The following is a 25535-nucleotide window of genomic DNA, read 5'->3' as shown; positions in this document are numbered from 1 at the left end:
GGTGCAGTGACTTCACAGGTGATACTGGCACACTGCATGGGGTGTTCGGTGGCCGCCCGGACATTCCAGAACCGCAGCACCAGGTCAATCCAGCACCAGCACGATCGCAGCACCAGGACGAGGAGGGCGTGCAGAGCGTGGCGAGCGACAACGAGCCCGGCAAGCCGGAATCCCAAGACTCATCAGATCCGGCCGACGACACCGCGGTCGTCGACACGTCGACCGCGACCGACGCCGCGACCCGCCGCGCGCTGACCAATGAGCAGCGACGCGAGGCCGCCAAACGCAAGCTCGAGGAGCGCCTGGAGCGGGAACGGCAGGCACAGCGCAAGCGCAAGATCATGATCGGGACCATCTCCGGTGCGGTGGTGATCGCCGTGGTGGCGACCGCGACGTATTTCATCGTCGACAAGATCCAGACCGATCGGTTCAACGCCGCGCACACGACGTGTACCTACACCGACAAGGCCAGCAACCTGGCCGACGTGCCGACCAGCCCACCCGCCCAGGTCACCGATCCGGCGCAACGCGCGCTGTATCAGGAGCAGATCGACAAGGTCAACGCCGGCAAGGGCAACGAGAAGACGTCGCCGAAACCGGACTCGACCCAGCCCAAGGACGGGACCGCCACCCTCACCCTGAACACCAACCAGGGTGCGATTCCGATCGACCTCAACCGGACCGGCGCGCCCTGCAACACCGCCGCGGTGATCTCCCTTGCCGACAACGGGTACTACAACGGCAGCCCGTGTCACCGGATGACGACGGCCGACCTCAAGGTCCTGCAGTGCGGTGATCCCACCGGCAGCGGCCTCGGGTCGCCCGGCTGGACCAGCCCGGACGAGCCGCCGACCAATCTGAAACCGGTCGGTGAGGCCTCGGCCATGCAGCAGCAGGTGGTCACCTACCCGCGCGGTACCGTCGCCATCGCCAACAGCGGTCAGGCCCAACAGGGTGAGGCCAATTCCGGGGGGTCCGCGCAGTTCTTCGTCCTGATCCAGGATGGCCAACTGCCCCCGAACTACGCCGTCGTCGGCACCGTCGACGCCGCGGGAATGAAGGTCATCGACAAGGTGTACGCCGGCGGCGTCGAACCCGGCATCGGCACCAACCAGATGACCGGGGCACTCGAACGCAAGACCGACGACGGCGCGCCGAAGATCCCGGTGACCGTGGAGACCGCGGTGGTGTCCTGACACTCCGCTCGCGATCGCGATAACAGACAACCGATGGCCCGTCACCCCAGGTGGCGGGCCATCGGCGTCGATCGACGCCCGAGCGAGCGGCCGGTGACGGGTCGGTCAGTCGGTGTCAGGCCGCCGAGGTGACGCGGTAGACGTCGTAGACGCCTTCGACGTTGCGCACCACGTTCAGCACATGTCCGAGGTGCTTGGGGTCACCCATCTCGAAGGTGAACTTGCTGATCGCGACCCGGTCTCGGCTGGTGGTGACCGACGCCGACAGGATGTTCACCCGCTCGTCGGCGAGGACCTTGGTGACGTCGGACAGCAGCCGATGCCGGTCGAGCGCCTCGACCTGGATGGCCACCAGGAACACCGACTCGGGCGACGGCGCCCAGGACACGTCGATGATCCGTTCGGCCTGCCCCTGCAGCGCCGCGGCGTTGGTGCAGTCGGTGCGGTGGACGCTGATCCCGCCGCCCCGGGTGACGAAACCCATGATGGTGTCGCCCGGTACGGGCGTACAGCATTTGGCGAGTTTGATGAGCACGTTGTCGACGCCCTCGACCACCACACCGGCGTCGCCGCCCTGGCGGGATCGGGTCGGCATGGTCGACGGGGTGGTCAACTCGGCGATCTCGTCGGCGGCCGCGTCGATCCCGCCGAGCGCGGCCACCAACCGGTTGACCACGTGCCGGGCCGACACGTGATTCTCCCCCACCGCCGTGTACAGGGCGCTGACGTCCTGATAGCGCAACTCGCGCGCCACCGCGGCCATCGAATCGGCACTCATCAAGCGCTGCAACGGAAGTCCACCCCGTCGCACTTCCTTCGCGATGGCGTCCTTGCCGGTCTCGAGGGCCTCTTCGCGCCGTTCCTTGGCGAACCACTGCCGGATCTTGGCCTTGGCCCGCGGGGACACCACGAAGTTCTGCCAGTCCTTGCTCGGTCCGGCGTTCGGCGCCTTGGAGGTGAAGACCTCGACCACCTCACCGTTCTCGAGTTGGCGTTCGAGTGCGACGAGACGACCGTTGACCCGCGCGCCGATGCATCGGTGGCCGACCTCGGTGTGCACGGCGTAGGCGAAATCCACCGGCGTGGAGCCGGCCGGCAACGTGATCACATCCCCCTTGGGGGTGAACACGAAGATCTCCTTGACGGCGAGGTCGTAGCGCAGCGACTCGAGGAATTCGCCCGGGTCGGCGGCCTCCCGCTGCCAGTCGAGAAGCTGACGCATCCAGGCCATGTCGTCGACCTCGGCGACATCGGTGCGGCGGCCCTTGCGGTCCTTGTAGCCGCCCTCCTTGTAGCGCCAGTGCGCGGCGATCCCGAACTCCGCGGTGCGGTGCATGTCGTGCGTCCGGATCTGCACCTCGAGGGGCTTGCCCTCCGGACCGATGACCGTGGTGTGCAGCGACTGGTAGACGCCGAACCGTGGTTGCGCGATGTAGTCCTTGAACCGTCCGGCCATCGGCTGCCACAGCGAATGCACCACGCCCACCGCCGCATAGCAGTCGCGCACCTCGTCGCAGAGGATCCGCATGCCGACGAGGTCGTGGATGTCGTCGAAGTCGCGGCCCTTGACAATCATCTTCTGGTAGATCGACCAGTAGTGCTTCGGCCGGCCCTCGACGGTCGCGGTGATCTTGGCCGAACTCAAGGCGTTGTTGATGTCGGCGCGCACCCGGGCGAGGTAGGTGTCACGCGAGGGCGCGCGGTCGGCGACGAGCCGCACGATCTCCTCGTAGCGCTTGGGGTGCAGGATCGCGAAGGAGAGGTCTTCCAGCTCCCACTTGACCGTCGCCATTCCCAACCGATGAGCAAGCGGCGCAATGACTTCCAGCGTTTCGCGCGCCTTGCGCGCCTGCTTCTCGGGCGGCAGGAACCGCATGGTGCGCATGTTGTGCAGCCGGTCGGCGACCTTGATCACCAGCACCCGCGGATCGCGGGCCATCGCGATGATCATCTTCCGGATCGTCTCGGCCTCGGCCGCAGAGCCGAGCGCGACCTTGTCGAGTTTGGTCACGCCGTCGACGAGGTGGGCGACCTCGGCACCGAAGTCCTTCTCCAGCGCCTCGAGGGAGTACCCGGTGTCCTCGACGGTGTCGTGCAGCAGGGCGGCCACCAGCGTGGTGGTGTCCATCCCCAGATCGGCCAGGATCGTCGCCACCGCAAGCGGGTGGGTGATGTAGGGATCCCCCGACTTCCGGGTCTGCCCGCTGTGGCGTTCGTCGGCGATGTCGTAGGCGTGTTGCAGCAGCGCGACGTCGGCCTTCGGGTAGATCTCCCGATGCAGCGTCACCAGCGGCTCCAGCACCGGGCGCACCGGTGACCGCGTCGCGGTCATCCGCCGTGCCAGCCGGGCCCGGACGCGACGCGACGCCGAGGAATGCTGCGGCGGGATCGCACTCGTCTCCGGCGCAGTGGCGTCGGCGCCGTCCGACGGTGTCGTCGGTGCGACCTTCTCGGGCGCGGGCGCATCCGATGTGCTCGCGCCGGTCGCGCCGCCGTCGGCGTGGGCTCCGACCACCTGCGTGGCGGCCGGGTGAGGCCGGGCAGCGGCGGCGGTGTCATCGCGAGAGCGTGCCGCGTCCTCGGTGGCCGTGGCATTCACCGGGCCGGGGTTGGGCTCGTCGGCCATGCGACCCTCCATTCAGCGACACGAATCCGGACCGGCGACCGGTGCGGACACCATCTCGGACTCAACGGACTATTCGTCAAGTCTAATCCGCGGGCCGCACCCAACCCGATGTGCACCGCCGCCCGACCCCACCGCCCGACCCCACCGACCGTTCGAGGAGGTGTGTCCGGATCAGTCGGTGGCGATGCAGTGCACCGGGATCTCGCCGAGACCGTCGGCGATGCGCCGCCGGCCACCGAGGGCGCTCAGCTCCATGATCACCGCGACGGCGAGGACCCGGGCGCCGGCGCGTTCGAGGAGTTCGGCCGCCGCCACGGCGGTTCCGCCGGTCGCGAGGACGTCGTCGACGAGCAGGACCCGCAGGCCGGTGATGTCGATCCCGCTGGCCGGGATCTCGAGTCGGGCCCGCCCGTATTCGAGGTCGTAATCGATCCCGTGGACCGGTGGTGGCAGCTTGCCGCCCTTGCGGACCGCCAGCACCCCGACCCCGAGTTCCCGTGCGACCGCGCCGCCGAGCAGAAACCCGCGGGCATCGATGCCCGCGACGAGGTCGATGGTGGCACAGCCGTGCGTGAGTGCGGTGACGATCGAGGACAACCCGTCCGGGTCGGCGAGCACCGGTGTGAGGTCCTTGAAGTCGATTCCCGGTTCCGGGAAGTCGGCGACCATCCGGCCGTGTTCGGTGATGGCGATCCGGGCGCGTCGCAGGGCGTCGGCGGTGATGTCACCGTCGACCATCGGCCGGGCCGCGTCGTCGGAGACGTCATCGGTCATCGGGTCCACCCCCATGCGATCCCCGGCGTTGCGGTTCCCAGGTGTGCGGTGTTGTCAGTGTCGTCACGTCAGCATCCACCGATCCATGTTCCATCCCGTCCCGTTGCGCCCCAATCCGGCGACCACATTGTCGACCTGATCATTCCAGTGCCGCACGCGCGGGGCAGCGAACAACGGGATCGAGGCCACCTGCGCCCACGCTCCGGTCTCGATGGTGCGGACCAGGCCGAGTCGCTCGGCCTCCAGATCCGCCACGGCGAGCTGATCGATGGCGGTGTTGACCTGCGGATTGTTGAGGGTCGTCAGATTCAGCGGATCGCCGCCACGCAGCTGATAGGCGTCGCGGATCGGATCGGAGGACCCCGCGGCGGAGAACGAGGCGCCGCTCGCCACCAGCAGTGCATCCGCCTGCGATCCCAGCCCGCCGACGCCGGTGACCGACGACGCGGTGTCGGTCACCGTGATACCCGCCGGCGCACAGGACGCGTTGATCGCGGCGACCATCTGGTTCCAGCGCCCAGTGGGCGCCAGGTAGCCGATACGCACGGTGCGCGACGCCCGGCGCGGGGTGCCGTCATCGGCGGTACCGGCCGCCTCCGCCAGCAGTGTTCGGGTGCGCCCGAGGTCGGGACGCTGGTACTCGCGCCCGAATTCGCCGTTCAGCGAGGCGGCCAACTCGTCCCCGGGTGCCAGGACCCGCATGTTCCACATCTGCGCACCGCTGCCGAACTGCCGTGCCAACCCATCGCGGGGCACGCAGGATGCGAACGCCCGACGCACCCTGACGTCGCCGAACACGCCACGCCCCGACAGCACCAGCCCCTCGACGGCCAGTGCCTGCGATTCGGCCCCGTCGGTCGGTCGTGGGACGTTCTCCCCGTCGGCGAGACCGGCCGTCACGTCGGCGATGTCGTACGCACCGTCGGCCAGGCGTTGGGCGACGTCGTTGCCGCGGCCCCACATCGTGATCCGTGACGCCGCCGGAGGATCACCCCACCAGGTGTCGTTCGCCACCAGCAGGAGGCCGCCGGAGGTGGAGTAACTCTCGAATCGGTAGGGCCCCGACGCCGGGAACCGACTGCGATCGAAGTCTCCGGGAGTGAAGTCGAACCCGGTGTTCCAGGACTTCGCGATCCGTTCGATGACCGCACGGTTGCGCGCGCGGATCGGGTCGACGATGTTGGCCACCCCGGCGTCGCGGGCGACGACGTGTGCCGGCAGGAGGGTGCCGGCACCGAACAGCGATGCCCAGTCCTGGTAGTCACGCCCGGCGGCGAAGGTGACCGTGGCCGTTGTGGCACCGGGGGTGCAGTCGACCGAGTCGATGTCGCGGTAGCCGGCGGTGGTCGCGGGCGTGAAATCGTCGAACCGGCCGCTCATCGCGGCCCAGGCCAGCACGATCTCATCGCACGTCAGCGGGACGCCGTCGGAGTACGTGGCCTTCGGGTTGAAGTCGTAGCGCAGCGTCAATCGGCCACCCGGCTCGCGGGTCACGGTTCCGATGTCACGGTCCGGGGTCACCTGCCCGGCATCGCCGAGGTAACTGAAACCGGGCAGCACACGGGTGGTGGCCATCAGCACGCCGTTGGCGTTGCCCTCGCGGGTGTTGGCGTTGTAGGTGCTCAGCTTGGCGTCGACCGCATAGTCGATGGTCGGCGGTGGTGGGTCGGAGCACGCCGACACCAGCGTCGCCGCCAGCGCCGCACCCACCATCACGACCAGCAGCCGTATCACCATCGACCGGCGGCGCACCGACCGCGCATCCTCCCCGCGCGTGGTGCGCGAACCCCTCGTCACGAGTGCCGAGACTATCGCGTGCGGCGCCGTTTTCCGCTCGGCACGGCGGGGGTGTCGTCGGCGGCGGCCTGCCGCGCTCCCCCGGACCGGCGCGTCCCGGGTGATCGGGCCGGGCGTCGTCGTGCCGCGGAGTCACCGGCGTCGGGGTCCTCCCCCTTCTCGATCGCGGCGCGGCGCGCGAGCACCCGGGCGGTGTGCCGGGAGATGTCCTCGCGGCGTTCCTTCAGGGTGACCAGCAGCGGCGTGGCCAGGAACACCGATGAGTACGCACCGACCACCACACCGACCAGCTGGATCAGTGCGAGGTCCTTGAGCGTGCCGACGCCGAGCAACCAGACCGCGATCACCATGAGCGCGATGATCGGCAGCACCGAGATGACGGTGGTGTTGATCGAGCGCATCAGGGTCTGGTTGACGGCCAGGTTGGCCTGCTCGGCGTAGGTGCGGCGGGTGGTCTGCAGGACCGAACGGGTGTTCTCCGACACCTTGTCGAACACCACCACCGTGTCGTACAGCGAGAAACCGAGGATGGTCAGCAGACCGATGACGGTGGCCGGGGTGACCTCGAATCCGACCAGCGAGTACACCCCCGCGGTCACGATGATGTCGAAGAACAGCGTCGCCAGCGCGGCGATGGACATCTCCCGGTCGAAGCGGATCGCGATGTAGATGAACACGATCACCAGGAAGACCGCGAGCGCGATGAGCATCTTCTCGGTGATCTCGCGGCCCCAGGTGGAACTGACCTCCGAGATGCTGACGTCCTGCGCGGTGAGTTCGGGCCCGTAGGCGTCGGTCAGCGCCACGGTGACCGTCCGCGCCTGTTCCAGGGTCAACGCGTCGGTGCGGACCTGGACGGTCTCACTGGAACCTGATCCCGCGGTCTGCACCGAATCCGGTGCGGTGCCGAGTGCCTTGCCGACGACATCCTCCACGGACTGGCTGCTGATGCCCTGCGACACCGGGATGGAGATCTGGGTGCCGCCCTCGAAGTCGATGCCGAAGCTGAACTGACGCACACCGATGGAGATCACGCAGATCGCCAGGATCACCGCGGTGACGATGTACCACTGACGGCGCTTGCCGATGACCTCGAAGGCGCCGGTGCCGGTGTAGAGCCGCGACAGGAACGATCGCGAGGTGTCGGCGGTGAAGTCGGCGTCACTACCGGTCGCCGGGGCCGCCACGGTGGTCGTCGCGCCGTCGGTGTCAGTGGCGGTCTGGTTGGGGCTGGTCATTTCGACGATCCTTTCGCCGATGCGTCGCCGGCCGGCGCGTCACCGGTGGCGTGATCTGTCCCGGATCCGGCGCTGCCGGGTTGTTTGGTGAGGCTCGGCGACCCCGAGGTCGTCTCGGTGGTCGCAGCACCCCGGGCGCCGGCACCGGTCAGCGCGCCCACCCGCTCGGCGCGTTCGGTGCGGCGCCGGCGGGCCACCTCACTGACCGCACCCAGACCGTTGACGCCGGGTCGTGACAGGAATTCCGAGCGGCTGGCCAGCACGACCAGCGGATGGGTCACCAGGAAGACGACGACGATGTCGAGGATCGTCGTCAGACCGAGGGTGAAGGCGAATCCGCGGACCTCGCCGACGGCCAGGATGTAGATGACCGCGGCGGCCAGGAAGCTGACCGCGTTACCGGACCAGATGGTGCGCCGCGCCGATGCCCAGCCGCGGGGTACCGCCGACCGGAAACTCCGGCCCTCACGCATCTCGTCCTTGATGCGTTCGAAGTAGACGACGAAGGAGTCGGCGGTCATGCCGATGCCGATGATCAGACCGGCGATACCGGCCAGATCGAGGGTGAAGCCGATCCAGCGCCCCAGCAGCACGATGATGCCGTAGACCATCACCAGCGACAGCAGCAGCGACGCCACGGTGAGGAAGCCCAGCATCCGGTAGTAGGCCAGCGCATAGATCAACACCGCGATCAGGCCGATCGCGCCGGCGAGCAGACCCGCGCGCAGCGACGACAAGCCCAGCGTCGCCGACACGGTCTCGGCGTCGGAGGTCGAGAACGACAACGGCAGCGATCCGTACTTGAGCACGTTGGCCAGGTCGGTGGCCTCGGACTCGCTGAACGGGTTGCCGCTGATCTGGGTGGCCCCGGTGATCGCCTGGTTGATGACCGGCGCCGAGACGACCCGGGTGTCGAGGGTGAAGGCGGTCTGCTTGCCGACGTTCTGTGCGGTGTAGGTGGGCCAGAAACTCGCCGCGTCGCCCTTGTACTCCAGGCTCACGATCCACTCACCGGTCTGCGGTTCGGTACCGGCACTCGCCGACTTGATGTCACGGCCGTCGATGATCTCCGGTCCGAGGAGGTACACGGTGTTGCCGTCGGTGGAGCAGGCCACCAGGTACTGGGAGGGATCGTCGTTGCCGCGCAACGGATCGCTGGCGTTCGGCGAGCAGTCCATCTTGGCCATGTAGGCCGCGAGGGCCTCGGTGTTGGAGTTCGCGGGGGCCTGCCGGTTCTTCTTCGCCTCGGCGATCTGGGCGGCGACCTGATCGGCCGGCAGATCCTCGGAGTTCTCGGAATCCTGCTGCTGATCGGCGGGCTGCGGGGTGGCCGCGGTCTGCTGTTCGACCGGGCGCACGTACAGCCGCGCCGTCTGGCCCAGCGACTTGGCCTGCGCGCCGTCCTTGCCGGGCACGGTGATGATCAGGTTGTTGCCACTGACCACGACCTCCGAGCCGCTGACGCCGAGTCCGTTGACGCGCTGCTCGATGATCTGCTTGGCCTGGTTGAGCTGATCCCGGTTGGGCGCCTGACCGTTGTCGGTGCGGGCGGTTAGGGTGACGCGGGTGCCGCCCTGCAGGTCGATACCGAGTTTGGGTTCCGGCGAACCACCCCCGGTGAAGAAGATCAGCAGGTACACCAGGGCCAGCAACGCCACGAACGCGGTGAGCGGCTGCCACGGCGGGATCTCACGCGCCGACGATCGGGCCCGTTTGCGTGTGGTGGGCTTCGCCGAATCCGAGTCGGGACGTGGCCGCCGACGCGAGCCCTTCGGTCCGGTCGTCCGGGGATCGGGTCCGCTCGGTGTGGGACCGCTCGCACCGGTTCCGTCGGTGGAGGCTCCCTTCGATTCGGCCCCACGGGAAAAACTCACGTACTCGATCTCCTTTGATACGAACGTTGATCAGCGCGGTGTCGGCGGGAACGCGCGATCATCCCGGCCACTGTAGCGTCCCGCACACAGACACCCGCCCCCGGGAATCCCGGGGGCGGGGCAGGTGCGTCGCGGGTCACGCGACGCCGATGTCCTACTTCTCGGAATCGGCCGATTTGTCGTCGGAGGACTTGTTGAGGTTCGGGGTGTCCGAGGTGGTGTCGTCGGCAACCGCGTCGTCGAGGTCGTGATCATCGTCATCCTCGAGGGCGAACGGCGGGACATAGCCGGGGTAGGTGGCGGCGGCCTCGTCGGTCGGGACGACACGCATGACGGCCAGCCGGTTCCACCGTGTGACCAGGCCGGTGGCGATCTCCACGTCGACGTAGTCCGATGAGGTTGCGTCGATCACGGTGCCGAACAGTCCGCTGGAGAGCTGGATGCGGGTTCCGGTCTGCACCGAGTTCTGCATGTCCTGCATCTCGGCCGCACGCTTCTTCTGCTTGCGCATCGAGAAGACCATGAAACCGACCATCAAGACCAGCAGCAACGGGAGAAACAGAGATTCCATCAGGAAACAATCGTCCTTGTCGTATCGAGAATGTCACCCGCGACGCTGCGTGGGAACCACGGGTCGCGGGGGTGCCGACAAGTGTGTGTCGGCATGCACTCTGTCCAGTGTGCCATGGCCATCGCCGGTTTCCCTAGGGCCGCCGTGTCGAGGTGGCCGCCGTCGGGGTGCCGGATTTGCCCGATCACAGCTCGTCGAACAGTGACGCGGTTCCGCCGTCGCGGGGTCGAACGCCGAAGGTGGCGTTGAGCGCGCCGGCCGGCGGTGTCAGGCCGAGGTGATGCCAGGCGGCCGCGGTGGCCACCCGCCCGCGTGGGGTGCGGGCCACCATCCCGGCCCGGACCAGGAACGGTTCACAGACCTCCTCGACGGTTGCCGGTTCTTCGCCGACCGCGACGGCCAGCGTCGACACGCCGACGGGCCCACCGCCGAATCCCCTGATCAGGGCGTTGAGGACGGCTCGGTCGAGGCGGTCGAAGCCGAGTTCGTCGACGTCGTAGACGGCCAGGGCCGCGCGCGAGATGTCGACGGTGATGATCCCGTCGCCCCGTACCTCGGCGTAGTCGCGGACCCGGCGGAGCAGACGGTTGGCGATGCGCGGGGTGCCGCGTGACCGGCTCGCGATCTCCGACGACGCATCGGCCTGCAGGTCGAGACCGAGAATGCCGGCCGACCGCCGCAGCACCCGCACCAGCTCATCGGTCTCGTAGAACTCCATGTGCGCGGTGAACCCGAAGCGGTCACGCAGCGGCCCGGTCAGCGATCCCGATCGGGTCGTCGCGCCGACCAGTGTGAACGGTGCGACGTCGAGCGGAATCGAGGTCGCCCCCGGGCCCTTTCCGACCACGACGTCGACCCGGAAGTCCTCCATCGCCAGATACAACATCTCTTCGGCCGGCCGGGCGATGCGGTGGATCTCGTCGATGAACAGCACGTCACCCTCGACGAGGTTCGACAGCATCGCCGCGAGGTCACCGGCGCGTTCCAGCGCGGGCCCCGACGTCACCCGGATCGCCGATCCCATCTCCCCGGCGATGATCATCGCCAGCGAGGTCTTGCCGAGCCCGGGTGGCCCCGACAACAGGATGTGGTCGGGGGTGCTCCCCCGCTTCTTCGCCCCGTGCAGCACCAGTTCGAGTTGCTCGCACACCCGGGGCTGCCCGATGAAATCGGCCAGGGACCGCGGCCGCAACCCGGCGTCGAAGTCGCCGTCGGCGCGCACCGGCAGCGCGCTGACCTCGCGTTCGTCGTCGGTTCCCGCCTCCTCGGGGTACTCGCCGGTCATGCCGTCTTCCCCAGCAGGGCCAGCGATCGGCGCAGCGCCGCGGATGCGTCGGCGTCGGGTGACTCGGCCAGCACCGATGCGACGGCCTTCTCCGCGGGCGCCGCGGTGAATCCGAGCCCGATGAGTGCCTCGGTGACCTGCCCGGCGACCCCACCCGCGCCGGCCACACCCGACGCCGTCGCGGTGTCGGCGACCGGCCGGTCGACCTTGTCGCGCAGTTCCACGACGAGACGTTCGGCCACCCGCTTGCCGATTCCGGGGACCGAGGTGAGTGCCTTGGTGTCGGAGTCGGCCAACGCGCGGCGCAGCGCGTCGGGTTCGAGGACCGCGAGGGTCGCCATCGCGAGTCGGGGCCCGACCCCGGTGACGGTCTGCAGCAGCGCGAACAGGGCTCGGGCGTCGGGTTCGGTGAACCCGTACAGGGTCATCGAGTCCTCACGGACGATCATCGAGGTCAGCAGCGTCGCCTCGTCGCCTCGTCGCAGCCGTGACAACGTGTCGGGGGTGGCCAGGACGCGATAGCCGACTCCGGCGCAGTCGAGGACGACGTGATCGAGTGCCACCTCCAGCACCGGCCCGCGTACCGAGGCGATCATCGCTTCCTCCCTTGTTCGGCCGCCGCCACCCGGCGACGGTGCGTCCGGGCGATCTCGTCGGCGCGTTGTTGCGCCTGCGCCATGCGTTCGATCATCGGGCCACGCCAGCAGTGACAGATGGCGAGGGCCAGGGCATCGGCGGCATCGGCCGGACGCGGTTTGGTCTGCATCCCGAGGATGCGCGTCACCATCGAGGTGACCTGGGATTTGTCGGCGCGGCCGTTGCCGGTCACCGCGGCCTTCACCTCCGACGGCGTGTGAAATCGGACGGGCACATCACGTTGTCCGGCGGCGAGCGCGATCACCCCACCCGCCTGCGCCGTACCCATCGCGGTGGACACCTGGTTCTGCGCGAAGACCCGCTCGATCGCGACCACGTCGGGCTGATGGACGTCGAGCCAATGGCAGGCGGCGGAGTAGACCGCGAGCAGTCGTTGCGCCAGGTCCATGTCGGTGGGCGTGCGCACCACGTCGACGTCGAGGGCGGTCACCTGCCGACCACTCCCCGACTCGACCAGCGCGATGCCACACCGGGTCAAGCCCGGGTCGACGCCCATCACCCGCACGGTCACACACCTCTCTCCGCAAGACGAACAGCTGTTCGAGATGCTACCGGCGGCCACCGACAATGCAACGGATCGACACGACCCCGATTCGCGCCGGGGAGAATGTCCGGTGATGACGCATTACACCCCGATCGATCCCGATGGTCTCGTCGAGATGTGCGCGCAGACCTGCCTGGACCTCGACGGCGCGTCGATCGTCGGCGTCGACGGCGCGTCGCCGGCCCGGCCGGAATCGATCGCCGAGGCCATCGCGGCGACTCTGCGGGCGCGCGGCCGTGCCGCCGCGGTGATCCGGGTGATCGATTACCTCCGTCCCGCATCCCTCCGGCTGGAGTGGGGTGCCCACGACGTCGAGAGCTTCCGGACGTCGTGGTACGACTACCCGGCCCTGCGCCGCGAGGTGCTCGACGGTCTCCGACACCATCGACGGTGGCTGCCGCGACTCTGGGATGGCCACTCCGACAGATCTTTTCGCGATCAACGGCAGCACGCGACCGACGACCAGATACTTCTCGTCGCCGGCCCCATGGTGCTGCGCGAGGATCTCGACCTCGATCTGGGCATCGCACTGCGGATGAGCCCGCCCACGCTGCGTCGACGGTTGCCGCCGGACGAGCACTGGACGATCGCCGCGCTCATGGAGCAGCAGGAACTCGGGCCGCTGCCCGACATCGAGGTGCGCTACGACCATCCCGAACGACCGGCCATCGCCATCCGGTGACACCGGGAGTCCGGCATCGCCGGGTGCGGGTCGAGCGCGCGCCGGTCGGGTCAGGCGTCGAGTTCGGCGAGCACCTCGTCGCTCACGTCGACATTGCTGTAGACGTTCTGCACGTCGTCGGAGTCCTCGAGCGCGTCGATCAGCTTGAACACCTTGCGGGCACCCTCGGCGTCCACTGGGACCTCCACCGACGCCCGGAAATCGGCCTCGGCGGATTCGTAGTCGATGCCGGCGTCCTGCAGTGCGGTGCGTACGGCCACCAGATCGGTGGGCTCGCTGACCACCTCGAAGGTCTCACCGAGATCGTTGACCTCTTCGGCCCCGGCATCCAGGACGGCCATCAGCACGTCGTCCTCGGACTGCCCGGCCTTCTCGAGGGTGACCACACCCTTGCGGGTGAACAGGTACGCCACCGAACCCGGATCCGCCATGTTGCCGCCGTTGCGGGTCATCGCCGTGCGCACCTCGCCGGCCGCACGATTGCGGTTGTCGGTGAGGCACTCGATCAGGATCGCGACACCGTTGGGCCCGTAGCCCTCGTAGGTGATGGTCTGCCAGTCGGCGCCGCCGGCCTCCTCGCCGCCGCCGCGCTTGCGTGCGCGTTCGATGTTGTCGTTGGGTACCGAGCTCTTCTTGGCCTTCTGGATCGCGTCATAGAGCGTCGGATTACCCGCCGGATCGCCACCACCGGTCCGCGCCGCGACCTCGATGTTCTTGATCAACTTGGCGAACATCTTGCCGCGCTTGGCATCGATGACGGCCTTCTTGTGCTTGGTGGTGGCCCATTTGGAATGGCCGCTCATACGCTCTACCCGATCCTTCCGGCACTGACGTGCACAACTCTCGATCACTCAGTGCGCCACCCCACCCGTGACCCGAATCACGGTCGTGGGCGCACAACCTGACAGGTCAGTCTACCGGCGGACCATGTCGACGAAGTAGGCATGCACACGTCGGTCGCCGGTGACCTCCGGATGGAAGGACGTGGCGAGGACGTCACCTTGGCGTACCGCGACCACCCGGCCGGCCGCGGGACCGTCCGGAACACGGGCGAGGACCTCGACGCCGTCGCCGGTCGATTCGACCCAGGGTGCCCGGATGAACACCGCACGCATGGGGGTCGCGTCGGTGATCCCGGCGACCTCGAGATCGGTCTCGAAGGACTCCACCTGACGTCCGAATGCGTTGCGCCGCACCGTGATGTCGAGAGCGTCGAGGTGGCGCGCGTCGGCCCGGGTGTCCAGGATCGACGACGCCAGCATGATCATGCCGGCGCACGATCCATAGGCGGGCATGCCGTCGGCAAGACGCCGCCGGAGCGGATCGTAGAGGTCGAACACCCCGAGCAGTTTGCTCATCGTCGTCGACTCCCCGCCCGGGATGACCAGGCCGTCGACGGAGTCGAGTTCGGCGCGTCGGCGGACGGCGAGCGCGTCGGCACCTGCCTCGGTCAGCGCGGCCAGGTGCTCACGCACATCCCCCTGCAGAGCCAGAACACCGATGCGAGGCGCGCTCACCGCTCCTGCCGCGCGTGCTGGTCGGCGGGCATGGTGCGCCCGAGTCGGGTCAGCCCTTCTTGGGTGACCGCGGCGACCATCTGGCCGGCACGGTCGAAGATGCGTCCCTGCGTGAGGGCTCGCCCACCGCCGGCCGACGGCGAGGTCTGGTCGTAGAGCAGCCATTCATCGGCGCGGAAGGGGCGCAGAAACCACATGGCGTGATCGAGGGAGGCGACCTGCGGCGTCACGTCGGGATGGGGCACCCGTGACGATCCGAGCAGAGTCATGTCGCTCATGTAGGCCAGCGTGCACACGTGGATCGTCTGGTCGTCGGGCAAGGGATGGCGGTAGCGGAACCACACCCGCTGCTGCGCGGCGAAATACTCGTTGGTGATCATCTGCTCGGCCGGCACGACCCGGATGTCGAAGTTCGTCCACTCCCGCAGGACCGCCTGTTCCTCGACGCTCAGATCGTCTGCGCGATCCGGCAATTCGTCGGGATTCGGCGCCGGGGGCATCCGGTCCTGGTGTTCGATGCCGTGATCGCTGGTCACGTGGAAGGACGCGGACATGGTGAAGATGGCCTCGCCGTTCTGGATTCCGGTCACGCGCCTGGTGGCAAAGGACCGTCCGTCGCGGACGCGGTCGACGAGGAAGACCGCGGGGATGTCGGGATTGCCCGGGCGGAGGAAGTATCCGTGCAGCGAATGCACCGCGAACTCGTCGCCGACGGTGCGAGTGGCCGAGACCAACGATTGCCCGGCAACCTGTCCGCCGAAGGTCCGCTGGAGGTGGCTCTCGAACGCCCCACCCCGGTAGATGTCGGTCTCGATGCGCTCGACGCGCAGGATGTCCTCGATGTCTGCCACCGGACAAGTATCGCGCACCGTGCCCGGACCCTGCGACGCGGCGTCAACCAGGTTGCGACGCCGCGTCCCTGTCACAGCTCGTCGAGACGAACCAGTCCGTCCTGCACCGCGCGGGCCACCAGCGCCGCCTTGGTCGGCGCGGTGCGGCCGAGTTCGGCGTACTTGGCGCGGATGCGGGTCAGGTGGGTGTTCACGGTGCCCAGGGAGATGAACAGTTCCTGCGCGACCGCGGGCTTGGAGTCGACCATCAGCCAGGTGCGCAGCACCTCGACCTCACGGGTGGTCAGGTTCGGGCGCGGCAACTCCGGGACCTCGGGGGCCTGCGGCTCGCGGGCCTCGGGAACCAGGTGAATCCGGGGCTCGGCGACGGGAGCGGCCTGCTGACCGGGCAGCGGCATCCGCCGTGCGGCCAGACGGGCCAGAGCCTCGGTGCGACGCCGATCGGCCTCGGCGCGACGACGGGCGGCCTGGGCGAGGTTGCCGGCGGGGATGTGCGAAACAACTGCGGTCATCGTGTGCTCCTGTGCGTGTCGTGTGTCTTCTGGTTGGTGGGCTCGGTTACCCGATGCACAAGACGTTATGGGCGTTTCGCAAGAAGGTCGATGGGGAGAACTCCCCTGCCCATGGGTAGTTCTACCCATGGAATACGTGCAGTTCAGAGGGGGTGCACGGACGAGATTCCCGGACTCTACCCATGGTCCCCGTCGCGACTACCCACCGCACTCCCCTGTCATTCCCCCGACTCGGGGACACGGGACCGTCGCATCACTGACAGCGCTCACCAGGTCACTGACAGCGCCCACCGAGTCACTGACAGCGCTCACCCGGTCACTGACAGCGCCCAACCTCAGGAAGCCTGAGCGCTGTCAACGACGTGGCGAGCGCTGTCAGCGTGGTACAAAGCGCTGTCAACGTGGCTGAGAGCGCCGTCAGCTCGCGGCGTTGCGGGCCGCTTCCTCGTCGATCAACGGGAGATCGTCGCGGGTCACGATGCGCGAGGAGATGGCGTACTCGATCAGCCGTGCCCGACGATTGCTCGCGAGCTTTCCGCCACCGGCACGCATCCCGCTGACCCCGAGTTGATCGAGTTTGTCGCAGACGTTGTCGAGTTTGCGGTTGAACTTCGTCAGCGGCCAGCCCAGTCGGGCAGCGGCTTTCGCCGACGAGGGGATCGCGCTGGCACCGGTGCCCTCACGACGCAGGATCTCCTCGGCCAGCACCACGATGAGCAGCTTCTGACTCTCGGTGAGCATCGGCACGCCCTCGGTGGTGCGTCCGACGGCGAAGGACTGCTCGGTGACCGGACGCACCTGCGGCGCCGTCGCGTAGACGATCAGCTCGTAGGTGGTGGGCCCGGCGGTGAACACGACGGTGGTCTCCCCGAACACGAGCGGCATCCGCGCCCCCGGCCCGAGGGTCGCGGAGAATCCGACGTCGCCGGCGGACACACTCGCCGACAGGTGACTCCCGAGATTGGTGAGCCACCACAGCCCGTTTTCGTTGTGCAGCAACAGAAATCGACGATGGAGATACGGATTGTCGTCGACGGAGAGATCGGCCTCACGACCGATGGTGAATCGACGGTCCCCGGGCAGCGGAAACCGCTCGCCGCAGTAGTCGACGTACGTCATCCCCGGCGGTACCGATGTGCCGCTCCCGGTGGGTTCGTACTCAGGAACCATTCAACTCGACCCGATCATTTCTCCGTTGTCGGCGCGGTGTCCGGTGCGTCGTCGTCGGAATCATCCGTCCCGTCGGCAGCCGCCTCGGAATCCGGGGTGGCCGAATCGGTTTCGCCCGGCCCGGTGTCGTCCTGCTCGGTGTCGCCCGACCCGGCGTCGTCTGTGGTGGTCGGCGTGTCGGACGCATCCGACGCACCGGCCTCCGATTCCTCCCCGTCGACGATCGGTATCTGCAGCGTGGCCACCGACTCGTGGACCTCGACGACGATGACGGTCACGTTGTCGTGGGCGCCGAGTTCGAGGGCGGCCTCGACGAGGTCGTCGGCGGCACGTTCGGCCGTGTCGGCGTCACCGAGGATCCGCGCGATCTCGTCGTCGGGCAGTTCCCCGGTCAGCCCGTCCGAGCACATCAGCAGGATGTCACCGGGCAGGGCGACGGTGCTGAAGTAGTCGGCCACCGGATCGATCATCCCGGCACCGAGAGCACGGGTGATCACGTTGCGGCGCGGATCGGTCCGCGCCGCCTCGGGCGTCAGGAAACCCGCGTCGATGAAGTCCTGGACCTGCGAGTGATCGCGGGTGAGCTGTTGCAGGGTGCCGTGCTGATACCGGTAGGTCCGGGAATCCCCGATGTTGAGGATCAGCCAGTGTGGTTCACCCTCGACGGTCACCAGCAACGCCCCGGTGGTGGTGGTCCCGGCCCGGCGTTCCGACGAGGTCTCGATCTCCGAGATACGCGTCTGCGCCTCGTCGAGCAGATCGATCAGTGATTTCTGCGTCTCGATCAGTTCCCCGGCACCGTCGGCCGCCGACAAGGTGAGCAGGGCGGCCTCGCTGGCCAATTCACCGCTGTCGTGGCCCCCCATACCGTCGGCGAGCAGGTACTTGCCCGGCATCACCAGCGCAGCGTCCTCGTTGGTTTCCCGCACCCGACCGACACTGCAGCGCACCGCCCACTCCAGCCGCAAATTCTGGACGAAATGGGTGCCCGCCGTCGCCGCATCACGGACGATGCTCACCGAATCCATGGTCAGCAGATCCTACCGGCGCCGACACCGAAACAGTCAGCAGGCCACACCGAGTTGACGCTGTTCATCCGACCGGCGCCGCTACCAGCCACGCTCGGCGAGACGATGCGGAGCCGGGATGTCGTCGACGTTGATGCCGACCATCGCCTCCCCCAGGCCCCGGGAGACCTTGGCGAGCACATCCGGGTCGTCGTGAAAGGTCGTCGCAGCCACGATGGCCGCCGCGCGCTGCGCGGGATTGCCGGACTTGAAGATGCCCGAACCGACGAACACGCCCTCGGCACCGAGTTGCATCATCATCGCGGCGTCGGCCGGGGTGGCGATACCGCCGGCGGTGAACAACGTCACGGGCAGCTTGCCGGCTCGCGCGACCTCGACGACCAGCTCATACGGCGCCTGCAGTTCCTTCGCCGCGACGTAGAGCTCGTCGGCGGGCAGGGAGGTCAGGCGACGGATCTCGTCGCGGATCTTGCGCATGTGGGTCGTCGCGTTGGACACGTCGCCGGTGCCGGCCTCGCCCTTCGAGCGGATCATCGCCGCGCCCTCGGTGATACGTCGAAGTGCCTCACCGAGATTGGTCGCACCGCAGACGAACGGAACCGTGAAGGCGAACTTGTCGATGTGATTGGCGTAGTCGGCCGGGGTGAGCACCTCGGACTCGTCGATGTAGTCCACGCCGAGGCTCTGCAGGATCTGTGCCTCGACGAAGTGCCCGATGCGCGCCTTGGCCATCACCGGGATGGACACCGCGCTGATGATTCCGTCGATCATGTCCGGATCACTCATCCGCGACACCCCACCCTGGGCGCGGATGTCGGCGGGCACACGCTCGAGGGCCATGACCGCCACCGCACCGGCATCCTCGGCGATCTTGGCCTGGTCGGGGGTGACCACGTCCATGATGACGCCGCCCTTGAGCATCTCGGCCATTCCCCGCTTGACCCGGGCAGTCCCCAGACCGGATTCCGTGATGGGGGTGTTCGGTTGGCTCACTGATGCTCTCCTGCTTCTCGTTCTCGCATGTCCGCGCGCCGCGAACGTCTCCGATCCAGGATAGGCGAGGGTCATCGGATGATGATCGCCGGTCCGGACGCCGGACGACGGTGCCGACGCAATCGGGGAAACAGCGCAGAGGTTCAGCTCGGGGGGTTCAGCTCGGGGTGACCCGCTCGACGATCTCGAAGTACTCGGGTCGTTTGGCCGTGCCCCCGAGTCGCAGGAGACGCACGAGCCGACGGTCGGCGAGGCTGCGGGTGTCACGGACGGCGTCGTTGTAGAAGCGTCGCGCCATCATCACTCGGGTTTCGGCGTCGGCGAGTTCGGCCACCAGCGCCGGTGGGCGCGCGCCGGGATCGAGGTGTCCCAGGGCCACCGACAGTTCGTTCTCGGCGTCCTCGCGCTGATCCCGCGCGGCGTGTTCGGCGGCGTCGGCCCGCGCGACCAGCGTTCGTGCCGCGGCATGGATGTCGGCGTCATCGGAATCGTCCATCCACGCGGCGATCGCCCGCACGACGACGGTCCGTCGTTCCAGCGCCGCCTCCAATGCCTGCCAGGCCAGGTCGACGCGGACATTGAGCCGGTCGAGTCGATTGGCCCGCCCGTACGCCCAGCCACCGACGATCACCACCACGATGGCCGCCACGACGAGGAGCACGGTCACAGCCGTCGACATGATCGCCCTCCCTGCATCCGGGTCGCGCCGCGATGAGCCGCCGCGACATCATCACCGCACATCATCATCACCGCACATCAGTCCGACACCACCACGGACCCGGCGCCCACGGTGACCGTCTCGTAGACGCGCATGATCTGATCGGCGACCCGCGACCAGTCGTACCGATCCGCTCGCGCGCGACCGGCCGCCACCTGCGCGGCGCGGGCGTCGTCGTCGGAGAGCAGGCCCACGATGGCCTCGGCCAGTTCGTCGGCGGCGCCGACACCGACCAGGGTGCCTGCCCGCCCGTCGTCGAGCACCCGCCGGAACGCATCGAGCTTGCTCGCGACGACCGCCGCGCCCGCGGCCATGGCCTCCACCAGCACGATGCCGAAACTCTCACCGCCGAGATTCGGGGCGCAGTACACGTCGGTCGATGCCAACGCCCGGGCCTTCGTGTCGTCGTCGACCTGCCCGAGGAACACGAGGTGATCGGCCAGGTCGCCGGCGCGCCGGCGCAACGCCTTCTGGTTGCCGCCGCCGACCACCAGCACCCGCAGGTCGGGGAAGGCAGCCACGACCGTCGGCAGCGCCCGCATCAGGATGTCGATGCCCTTGCGGGGTTCGTCGAAGCGTCCCAGGAACAGGACTGAGCGCCCCGGCCACGGGTAACCGTCGAGCGGTTGGGCAGTCGCGAACGACGCCACGTCGACGCCGTTGGGGATCTCCACCGCATCGGAGCCGAGGGATTCCATCTGCCAACGACGGGCGAGTTCACTGACCGCGATCTTGCCCGCGATCCGTTCGTGGTACGGGCGCAGGGCACCCTGAAAAGTGCTGAGCCACAACGATCGTGACGTCGAGGTGTGGAATGTCACGACGATCGGACCGGATGCCACCATCAGCGCCATCATCGACAGGCTGGGTGAATTCGGTTCGTGCACATGCAGAACGTCGAAGTGGTTGTCGGCGATCCAGCGGCGCAGGCGCCGATATCCGTTGGGGCTGAAGTTCACTCGCGAGACCGACCCGTTGTACGGGATCGCCAGCGCCCGCCCGCCCGGGACCACGTAGTCGGGTAGCTCGTCGGCATGATCGGTCGGCGCGATCACACTCACGAAGTGGCCACGCTCGATGAACACCTGGGCCAGTTCGACGACGTGGGCCTGGACACCGCCGGGGACGTCGAAGGAGTACGGGCACACCATCCCGATTCTCATGTGGCCCCCTGCACCCGGGCCCGCTGGCGGTCGGTCCAGTCGGCCTCCCACAGGGGCTGCAGCATGTGCCAGTCGGTCGGGTGCGCGGCGATGTTGGCGGCGAAGGCGTCGGCCAGCGCCTGGGTGGCGGCCTCGACGCCGACCGACACGTCGATCTCCTGACCGCAGCTGATCTGTGAATACGGCGCCTCGGTGAACCAATGATGCACCGGCAGCAGGCCGGCGCCGGTCTCGATCGCCAACCGTGCCGACCCGGCGGGCATCCGGGTGCGCTCACCGAAGAAGGTGACCGGCACACCATGGCGGGCGATGTCACGCTCACCGAGCAGACAGACGACGCCGCCGGCCCGCAGACGCTCGGCGAGCAACCCGAACGGGGGTTGCTCACCGCCGGAGAGCGGAAAGATCTCGAAACCCAGCGACTCGCGGTACTCGACGAACCGCCGGAACAGCGACTCCGGTTCCAGGCGTTCGGCGACGGTGGCGAAGCTGCCCCGATTCTGGACCAGCCAGACCCCGGCCATGTCCCAGTTCCCGGTGTGCGGCAACGCCAGGATCGCGCCCTTTCCGCGATCGAGAATGGCGTCGAGACGAACCTGGTCGTCGGCGGGTACGTCGACCGTGGCGGCGGTGGCGGCGAAATCCTGGGCCGGTAGCCGGAAGGCCTCGTACCAGTACCGCGCATAGGACCGCATGGCGTCCTCGACGAGGTCGTCGGGCACCTGCTCGGGGGGCGTCCCGATCACGCGGGCCAGGTTGCGCCGCAACTGTTCCGGGCCGCCGTCGCGGCGCCCGGCGAATGCCCCGCCCCGGTCGAACAACGCACGCGCGAGACCGTCGGGTGCGTGGCGCACGCCCGCCCAGCCGGCCCGATACCCCAGGTCGGTCAGTTCCGCCCGGACACGCTCAAGCATCGGCGCCGGTGGAGTCGGTGCCCGCGGTACCGGTGGTGCCGGTGCCGCCGGAGTCCCCGGCATCGCTGTCCGGATCGGCCGGCGCGGCCAGCGGAATCAACTCCCGCGCCCCCGGCGAGGCGGCGATCGAGAACATCCGCTGACCCACCGTGATCACGCTGCCCACGGCGAGCAGCCACATCGCCACGTGGATCGCCCACCACAGACCCAGACCGGTGAATCCCGCACCGACCAACACGATGATGAGGCGATCGGGCCGTTCGATGAGACCACCGTCGCCGTACAGTCCCGCCGCCTCGGCGCGGGCCTTCGCATAGGAGATCACCTGCGAGGTGACCAGGCAGATCAGCGTGGCGATGAACAGCAACTGATGCGGCTCGGTCCACACGCACCACCAGGCCAGGCCGGCGAAGATCGCGCCGTCGGCGATGCGGTCGCAGGTGGCGTCGAGCACCGAACCGAATCGGGTGCCACCACCGCGGGCACGGGCCATCGCACCGTCGAGCATGTCGAACATCACGAACAGCCAGATGACCAAGGTGCCGATGAACAGATGCCCCATCGGGAACAGGGTCACCGCCGCGGCGATCGTGGCGACGGTGCCGATCACCGTCATCATGTCGGGGGTGAGCCCGGTACGCAGCAGGGCGCGACCGATCGGCAGGGTCACCTTCGACACCGAAGCGCGGCCCAGGATGCTCAGCACCGATCCGCTCCCTGCGCCCTGGGACGCGAGCGTCTCATCGCTGTTCTCCCGCGTCCGCGGTGTAGCCGTGCGCGATCCAGGCGTCGGCGAGCAGGGCGCGGGTGTCACGCAGCAACTGCGGCATCACCTTGGCCCCACCGACGACGGTGATGAAGTTCGCATCACCCACCCACCGCGGCACGATGTGCTGATGCAGATGCTCGGCCAGCGACCCGCCGGCCGCGTACCCGAGGTTGAGTCCGACGTTGAAGGCGTTCGGGTTCGACACCGACTTGATCGTGCGGATCATCCGCTGCGTGAACGCCATCAACTCCGCCGACTCCCCCGGGGTCAGTGCCTCCAGATCGGCGACCTGCCGATACGGGACGATCATGGTGTGTCCCGGGTTGTACGGATACAGATTGAGCACCGCGTACACGTGCTCACCGCGGGCGACGATCAACCCGTCCTCGTCGCTCATGGTCGGGATGTCGAGGAACGGATGCCCGGTCGAGGTGGTCGACGGTGGATCGGCGGTGATGTAGGTCATCCGATGCGGACTCCACAGCCGCTGCAGCCGGTCCGGATCGCCGGTGCCGCAATCCCGGATCGTCGACCCGGGCTCGCCCGCGTCGTCAGCCATCGGTGCTCTCACCCACCTCGCCGGCGGAGATCAGATCCTTCGTCGGTGACTCGTTGCGCCGCGATGCCACCCAGTCGGCGATGACGTCGACGGCCTGCGCCGTCGGCACCCCGTTGACCTGGGTACCGTCACGGAATCGGAAGCTCACCGCGCCGGCGGCGACGTCGCGTTCCCCCGCGAGCAGCATGAACGGCACCTTTCCGGTGGTGTGGGTGCGGATCTTCTTCTGCATGCGGTCGTCAGAGTAATCGACTTCGGCGCGGATGCCGCGCTTCTTCAACTCGGCGATCACCGCCTGCAGGTGATCGACGAAGGCCTCCGCGACCGGGATACCCACCACCTGCACCGGAGCGAGCCAGGCCGGGAATGCGCCGGCGTAGTGCTCGGTGAGCACGCCGAAGAAACGCTCGATCGACCCGAACAGCGCGCGGTGGATCATCACCGGGCGGTGCTTGCCGCCGTCGGCGCCGGTGTACTCCAGACCGAACCGCTCGGGGAGATTGAAGTCGAGCTGGATGGTCGACATCTGCCAGGTGCGCCCGAGCGCGTCCTTCACCTGCACCGAGATCTTGGGCCCGTAGAACGCCGCGCCACCGGGGTCGGGCACCAGATCGAGTCCCGATTCCCGGGCGACCTCGGCGAGGGTATTGGTCGCCTCGTCCCAGGTGGCGTCGTCGCCGACGGATTTGTCCGGATTCTTCGTCGACAACTCCAGATAGAAATCGTCGAGCCCGTAATCCTTGAGGAGATCGAGGACGAAGGTCAGCAACGAACGCAGCTCGTCGCGCATCTGCTCGCGGGTGCAGTAGATGTGCGCGTCGTCCTGGGTGAAGCCGCGGGCCCGCGTCAATCCGTGGATCACGCCGGACTTCTCGTAGCGGTAGACCGTGCCGAACTCGAAGAGCCGCAGCGGCAGCTCCCGGTAGGACCGTCCACGCGAGCGGAAGATCAGGTTGTGCATCGGGCAGTTCATCGGCTTGAGGTAGTAGTCCTGCGCCGGTTTGCGGACCGAGCCGTCCTCGTTGTACTCCGCGTCGAGCTGCATCGGCGGGAACATGCCCTCGGAGTACCAGTCGAGGTGCCCGGACACCTCGTACAGATGTCCCTTGGTGATGTGCGGGGTGTTGACGAATTCGTAGTCCGCCTCGATGTGCCGCTTACGCGAGTAGTCCTCCATCTCGGTGCGGATGATCCCGCCCTTGGGATGGAAGACCGGCAACCCCGACCCGAGTTCGTCGGGGAAGCTGAACAGGTCGAGTTCGGCACCGAGCTTGCGGTGATCGCGCCGTTCGGCCTCGGCGAGAAGTTCCAGGTACTCGTCCTGCGCCTCCGGCGATTCCCACGCGGTGCCGTAGATGCGCTGCAGGTCGGCGTTGGCCTGATCACCCCGCCAGTACGCCGCCGAACTGCGGGTCAGCCGGAACGCGGCGATGTACTTGGTGGTGGGAACGTGCGGGCCACGGCACAGGTCGCACCAGATGCGTTCTCCGGTGCGGGGATTGAGGTTGTCGTAGGCGGTGAGTTCGGCCCCGCCGACCTCCATGACCTCACTGTCGGCGGCGGCACCCTTGTCGTCGATGAGCTCGAGTTTGAACGGCTCCTTGGCCAACTCCATCCGCGCCTCGTCCTTGGAGGTGTAGACACGGCGGGAGAACCGCTGACCCGACTTGATGATCTGTTTCATCTTCTTCTCGAGCGCGGCGAGGTCGTCGGGGGTGAAGGGTTCGGCGACCTCGAAGTCGTAGTAGAAGCCGTCCTTGATCGGCGGCCCGATCCCCAGCTTGGCCTCCGGGAACAGCTCCTGCACGGCCTGCGCGAGGACATGCGCGGTCGAGTGCCGGATGACGCTGCGCCCGGCCTCGGTGTTGGCCGCGACCGGTTCGACGTCGGTGTCGAGTTCCGGCGTCCACGACAGATCCCGCAGGTCGCCGGCCGCGTCGCGCACCACGACGATGGCCTCGGGCCCCTTGTTTGGCAGGTCGTGCTCACGCAGCGCGGTGCCCGCGGTGGTCCCGGCAGGCACACGCACGGTGGCTGGGTGACTCACGGTGACATCGTCGGGCACGGCGGACGCTCCTCGATACAGGCCGGTACGTT

At 68.1% G+C, this 25535-nt stretch carries 24 protein-coding genes; 2 read left to right on the top strand and 22 right to left on the bottom strand.

Features of this window, described 5'->3' with window-relative positions; all coding sequences use genetic code 11:
* The first annotated feature begins 251 nt into the window (after positions 1 to 251).
* Entirely contained in the window at positions 252 to 1196 is a 945-nt protein-coding gene (locus ABLE92_RS05500) for a peptidylprolyl isomerase (protein WP_348803927.1), read from the top strand.
* A gap of 115 nt (positions 1197 to 1311) precedes the next feature.
* Here ABLE92_RS05500 and ABLE92_RS05495 read toward each other — a convergent pair whose 3' ends face one another.
* From ABLE92_RS05495 to ruvC, 9 genes are all read right to left on the bottom strand, one after another.
* The gene (locus ABLE92_RS05495) at positions 1312 to 3822 is read right to left on the bottom strand and encodes a RelA/SpoT family protein (RefSeq protein ID WP_348803656.1); all 2511 of its coding nucleotides are present in this window, start codon (positions 3820 to 3822) and stop codon (positions 1312 to 1314) included.
* Between the two features lie 171 nt (positions 3823 to 3993).
* Entirely contained in the window at positions 3994 to 4596 is a 603-nt protein-coding gene (locus tag ABLE92_RS05490; protein WP_348803655.1) for an adenine phosphoribosyltransferase, read from the bottom strand.
* A 63-nt stretch (positions 4597 to 4659) separates the two neighbouring features.
* On the bottom strand, positions 4660 to 6333 hold the full coding sequence (locus ABLE92_RS05485; RefSeq protein WP_348803926.1) for an ABC transporter substrate-binding protein: 1674 nt from the start codon (positions 6331 to 6333) through the stop codon (positions 4660 to 4662).
* Positions 6334 to 6404: 71 nt separating this feature from the next.
* Complete coding sequence (gene secF / locus ABLE92_RS05480) at positions 6405 to 7631, bottom strand: protein translocase subunit SecF (RefSeq protein ID WP_348803654.1); 1227 nt, start codon at positions 7629 to 7631, stop codon at positions 6405 to 6407.
* Positions 7628 to 9289 (bottom strand): protein translocase subunit SecD, encoded by a 1662-nt coding sequence (secD, locus tag ABLE92_RS05475; protein ID WP_425476179.1) that lies wholly within the window; start codon positions 9287 to 9289, stop codon positions 7628 to 7630. Before secD ends, secF begins: the two co-directional genes overlap by 4 nt.
* Positions 9290 to 9659: 370 nt before the next feature.
* Positions 9660 to 10076, bottom strand: a complete 417-nt coding sequence (gene yajC, locus ABLE92_RS05470; RefSeq protein ID WP_348803652.1) for a preprotein translocase subunit YajC — start codon at positions 10074 to 10076, stop codon at positions 9660 to 9662.
* 184 nt (positions 10077 to 10260) lie between these two features.
* Positions 10261 to 11361: a Holliday junction branch migration DNA helicase RuvB gene (gene ruvB, locus ABLE92_RS05465; protein ID WP_348803651.1), complete on the bottom strand. Its 1101-nt coding sequence runs from the start codon at positions 11359 to 11361 to the stop codon at positions 10261 to 10263.
* Positions 11358 to 11957, bottom strand: a complete 600-nt coding sequence (ruvA, locus tag ABLE92_RS05460; RefSeq protein ID WP_348803650.1) for a Holliday junction branch migration protein RuvA — start codon at positions 11955 to 11957, stop codon at positions 11358 to 11360. Before ruvA ends, ruvB begins: the two co-directional genes overlap by 4 nt.
* Positions 11954 to 12523: a crossover junction endodeoxyribonuclease RuvC gene (ruvC, locus tag ABLE92_RS05455; protein ID WP_348803924.1), complete on the bottom strand. Its 570-nt coding sequence runs from the start codon at positions 12521 to 12523 to the stop codon at positions 11954 to 11956. The genes ruvA and ruvC overlap by 4 nt, the downstream gene beginning before the upstream one ends.
* Before the next feature lie 112 nt (positions 12524 to 12635).
* On the opposite strand from ruvC, the gene ABLE92_RS05450 reads away from it, so the two are divergent.
* Positions 12636 to 13244 carry a nucleoside/nucleotide kinase family protein gene (locus ABLE92_RS05450; RefSeq protein ID WP_348803649.1) on the top strand — a complete coding sequence of 203 codons (609 nt, stop codon included), beginning with the start codon at positions 12636 to 12638 and terminating at the stop codon, positions 13242 to 13244.
* Between the two features lie 50 nt (positions 13245 to 13294).
* Here ABLE92_RS05450 and ABLE92_RS05445 read toward each other — a convergent pair whose 3' ends face one another.
* The 13 genes from ABLE92_RS05445 to thrS all read right to left on the bottom strand — a co-directional run bounded on the left by ABLE92_RS05445 (position 13295) and on the right by thrS (position 25503).
* Positions 13295 to 14047, bottom strand: coding sequence for a YebC/PmpR family DNA-binding transcriptional regulator (locus tag ABLE92_RS05445; protein ID WP_348803648.1), 753 nt, complete (start codon positions 14045 to 14047; stop codon positions 13295 to 13297).
* 111 nt (positions 14048 to 14158) lie between these two features.
* Positions 14159 to 14761: a pyridoxal 5'-phosphate synthase glutaminase subunit PdxT gene (pdxT, locus tag ABLE92_RS05440; protein WP_348803647.1), complete on the bottom strand. Its 603-nt coding sequence runs from the start codon at positions 14759 to 14761 to the stop codon at positions 14159 to 14161.
* Positions 14758 to 15612: an acyl-CoA thioesterase gene (locus ABLE92_RS05435; protein WP_348803646.1), complete on the bottom strand. Its 855-nt coding sequence runs from the start codon at positions 15610 to 15612 to the stop codon at positions 14758 to 14760. The genes pdxT and ABLE92_RS05435 overlap by 4 nt, the downstream gene beginning before the upstream one ends.
* Before the next feature lie 71 nt (positions 15613 to 15683).
* A complete protein-coding gene (locus tag ABLE92_RS05430) occupies positions 15684 to 16124 on the bottom strand; it encodes a response regulator transcription factor (RefSeq protein ID WP_348803645.1) in 441 nt (146 codons plus the stop codon).
* A gap of 417 nt (positions 16125 to 16541) precedes the next feature.
* On the bottom strand, positions 16542 to 17294 hold the full coding sequence (locus tag ABLE92_RS05425) for an FHA domain-containing protein (protein ID WP_348803644.1): 753 nt from the start codon (positions 17292 to 17294) through the stop codon (positions 16542 to 16544).
* A gap of 14 nt (positions 17295 to 17308) precedes the next feature.
* The gene (locus ABLE92_RS05420) at positions 17309 to 18322 is read right to left on the bottom strand and encodes a PP2C family protein-serine/threonine phosphatase (RefSeq protein WP_425476177.1); all 1014 of its coding nucleotides are present in this window, start codon (positions 18320 to 18322) and stop codon (positions 17309 to 17311) included.
* An 81-nt stretch (positions 18323 to 18403) separates the two neighbouring features.
* Positions 18404 to 19252 carry a pyridoxal 5'-phosphate synthase lyase subunit PdxS gene (gene pdxS / locus ABLE92_RS05415; RefSeq protein ID WP_425476180.1) on the bottom strand — a complete coding sequence of 283 codons (849 nt, stop codon included), beginning with the start codon at positions 19250 to 19252 and terminating at the stop codon, positions 18404 to 18406.
* A gap of 220 nt (positions 19253 to 19472) precedes the next feature.
* The gene (locus ABLE92_RS05410; protein ID WP_348803641.1) at positions 19473 to 19994 is read right to left on the bottom strand and encodes a LemA family protein; all 522 of its coding nucleotides are present in this window, start codon (positions 19992 to 19994) and stop codon (positions 19473 to 19475) included.
* 77 nt (positions 19995 to 20071) lie between these two features.
* On the bottom strand, positions 20072 to 21196 hold the full coding sequence (locus tag ABLE92_RS05405; protein WP_348803640.1) for a glycosyltransferase family 4 protein: 1125 nt from the start codon (positions 21194 to 21196) through the stop codon (positions 20072 to 20074).
* Positions 21193 to 22110 carry a phosphatidylinositol mannoside acyltransferase gene (locus tag ABLE92_RS05400; RefSeq protein ID WP_348803639.1) on the bottom strand — a complete coding sequence of 306 codons (918 nt, stop codon included), beginning with the start codon at positions 22108 to 22110 and terminating at the stop codon, positions 21193 to 21195. The genes ABLE92_RS05405 and ABLE92_RS05400 overlap by 4 nt, the downstream gene beginning before the upstream one ends.
* On the bottom strand, positions 22103 to 22816 hold the full coding sequence (pgsA, locus tag ABLE92_RS05395) for a phosphatidylinositol phosphate synthase (protein ID WP_348803637.1): 714 nt from the start codon (positions 22814 to 22816) through the stop codon (positions 22103 to 22105). The genes ABLE92_RS05400 and pgsA overlap by 8 nt, the downstream gene beginning before the upstream one ends.
* A gap of 34 nt (positions 22817 to 22850) precedes the next feature.
* Positions 22851 to 23438 carry an ATP adenylyltransferase gene (locus ABLE92_RS05390; RefSeq protein WP_348803636.1) on the bottom strand — a complete coding sequence of 196 codons (588 nt, stop codon included), beginning with the start codon at positions 23436 to 23438 and terminating at the stop codon, positions 22851 to 22853.
* Complete coding sequence (gene thrS, locus ABLE92_RS05385) at positions 23431 to 25503, bottom strand: threonine--tRNA ligase (RefSeq protein ID WP_348803635.1); 2073 nt, start codon at positions 25501 to 25503, stop codon at positions 23431 to 23433. Before thrS ends, ABLE92_RS05390 begins: the two co-directional genes overlap by 8 nt.
* Between the last annotated feature and the right edge of the window lie 32 nt (positions 25504 to 25535).

The sequence above is a fragment of the Gordonia oleivorans genome (assembly GCF_040044975.1).
GTDB classification, from domain to species: domain Bacteria; phylum Actinomycetota; class Actinomycetes; order Mycobacteriales; family Mycobacteriaceae; genus Gordonia; species Gordonia oleivorans.
Note: the sequence above shows the minus strand (reverse complement) of the source record. Positions and strands in the feature narration are given on the sequence as shown.

Excerpts from the sequence above, each read along its gene's own strand:
- ABLE92_RS05495 (WP_348803656.1), bottom strand. The coding sequence starts at position 3,822 with ATGGCCGACGAGCCCAACCCCGGCCCGGTGAATGCCACGGCCACCGAG.
- ABLE92_RS05490 (WP_348803655.1), bottom strand. The coding sequence starts at position 4,596 with ATGACCGATGACGTCTCCGACGACGCGGCCCGGCCGATGGTCGACGGT.
- ABLE92_RS05485 (WP_348803926.1), bottom strand. The coding sequence starts at position 6,333 with ATGGTGATACGGCTGCTGGTCGTGATGGTGGGTGCGGCGCTGGCGGCG.
- secF (WP_348803654.1), bottom strand. The coding sequence starts at position 7,631 with ATGACCAGCCCCAACCAGACCGCCACTGACACCGACGGCGCGACGACC.
- yajC (WP_348803652.1), bottom strand. The coding sequence starts at position 10,076 with ATGGAATCTCTGTTTCTCCCGTTGCTGCTGGTCTTGATGGTCGGTTTC.
- ruvB (WP_348803651.1), bottom strand. The coding sequence starts at position 11,361 with ATGACCGGCGAGTACCCCGAGGAGGCGGGAACCGACGACGAACGCGAG.
- ruvA (WP_348803650.1), bottom strand. The coding sequence starts at position 11,957 with ATGATCGCCTCGGTACGCGGGCCGGTGCTGGAGGTGGCACTCGATCAC.
- ABLE92_RS05450 (WP_348803649.1), top strand. The coding sequence starts at position 12,636 with ATGACGCATTACACCCCGATCGATCCCGATGGTCTCGTCGAGATGTGC.
- ABLE92_RS05445 (WP_348803648.1), bottom strand. The coding sequence starts at position 14,047 with ATGAGCGGCCATTCCAAATGGGCCACCACCAAGCACAAGAAGGCCGTC.
- ABLE92_RS05430 (WP_348803645.1), bottom strand. The coding sequence starts at position 16,124 with ATGACCGCAGTTGTTTCGCACATCCCCGCCGGCAACCTCGCCCAGGCC.
- ABLE92_RS05425 (WP_348803644.1), bottom strand. The coding sequence starts at position 17,294 with ATGGTTCCTGAGTACGAACCCACCGGGAGCGGCACATCGGTACCGCCG.
- ABLE92_RS05420 (WP_425476177.1), bottom strand. The coding sequence starts at position 18,322 with ATGGATTCGGTGAGCATCGTCCGTGATGCGGCGACGGCGGGCACCCAT.
- pdxS (WP_425476180.1), bottom strand. The coding sequence starts at position 19,252 with ATGGCCGAGATGCTCAAGGGCGGCGTCATCATGGACGTGGTCACCCCC.
- ABLE92_RS05410 (WP_348803641.1), bottom strand. The coding sequence starts at position 19,994 with ATGTCGACGGCTGTGACCGTGCTCCTCGTCGTGGCGGCCATCGTGGTG.
- ABLE92_RS05405 (WP_348803640.1), bottom strand. The coding sequence starts at position 21,196 with ATGAGAATCGGGATGGTGTGCCCGTACTCCTTCGACGTCCCCGGCGGT.
- ABLE92_RS05400 (WP_348803639.1), bottom strand. The coding sequence starts at position 22,110 with ATGCTTGAGCGTGTCCGGGCGGAACTGACCGACCTGGGGTATCGGGCC.
- ABLE92_RS05390 (WP_348803636.1), bottom strand. The coding sequence starts at position 23,438 with ATGGCTGACGACGCGGGCGAGCCCGGGTCGACGATCCGGGATTGCGGC.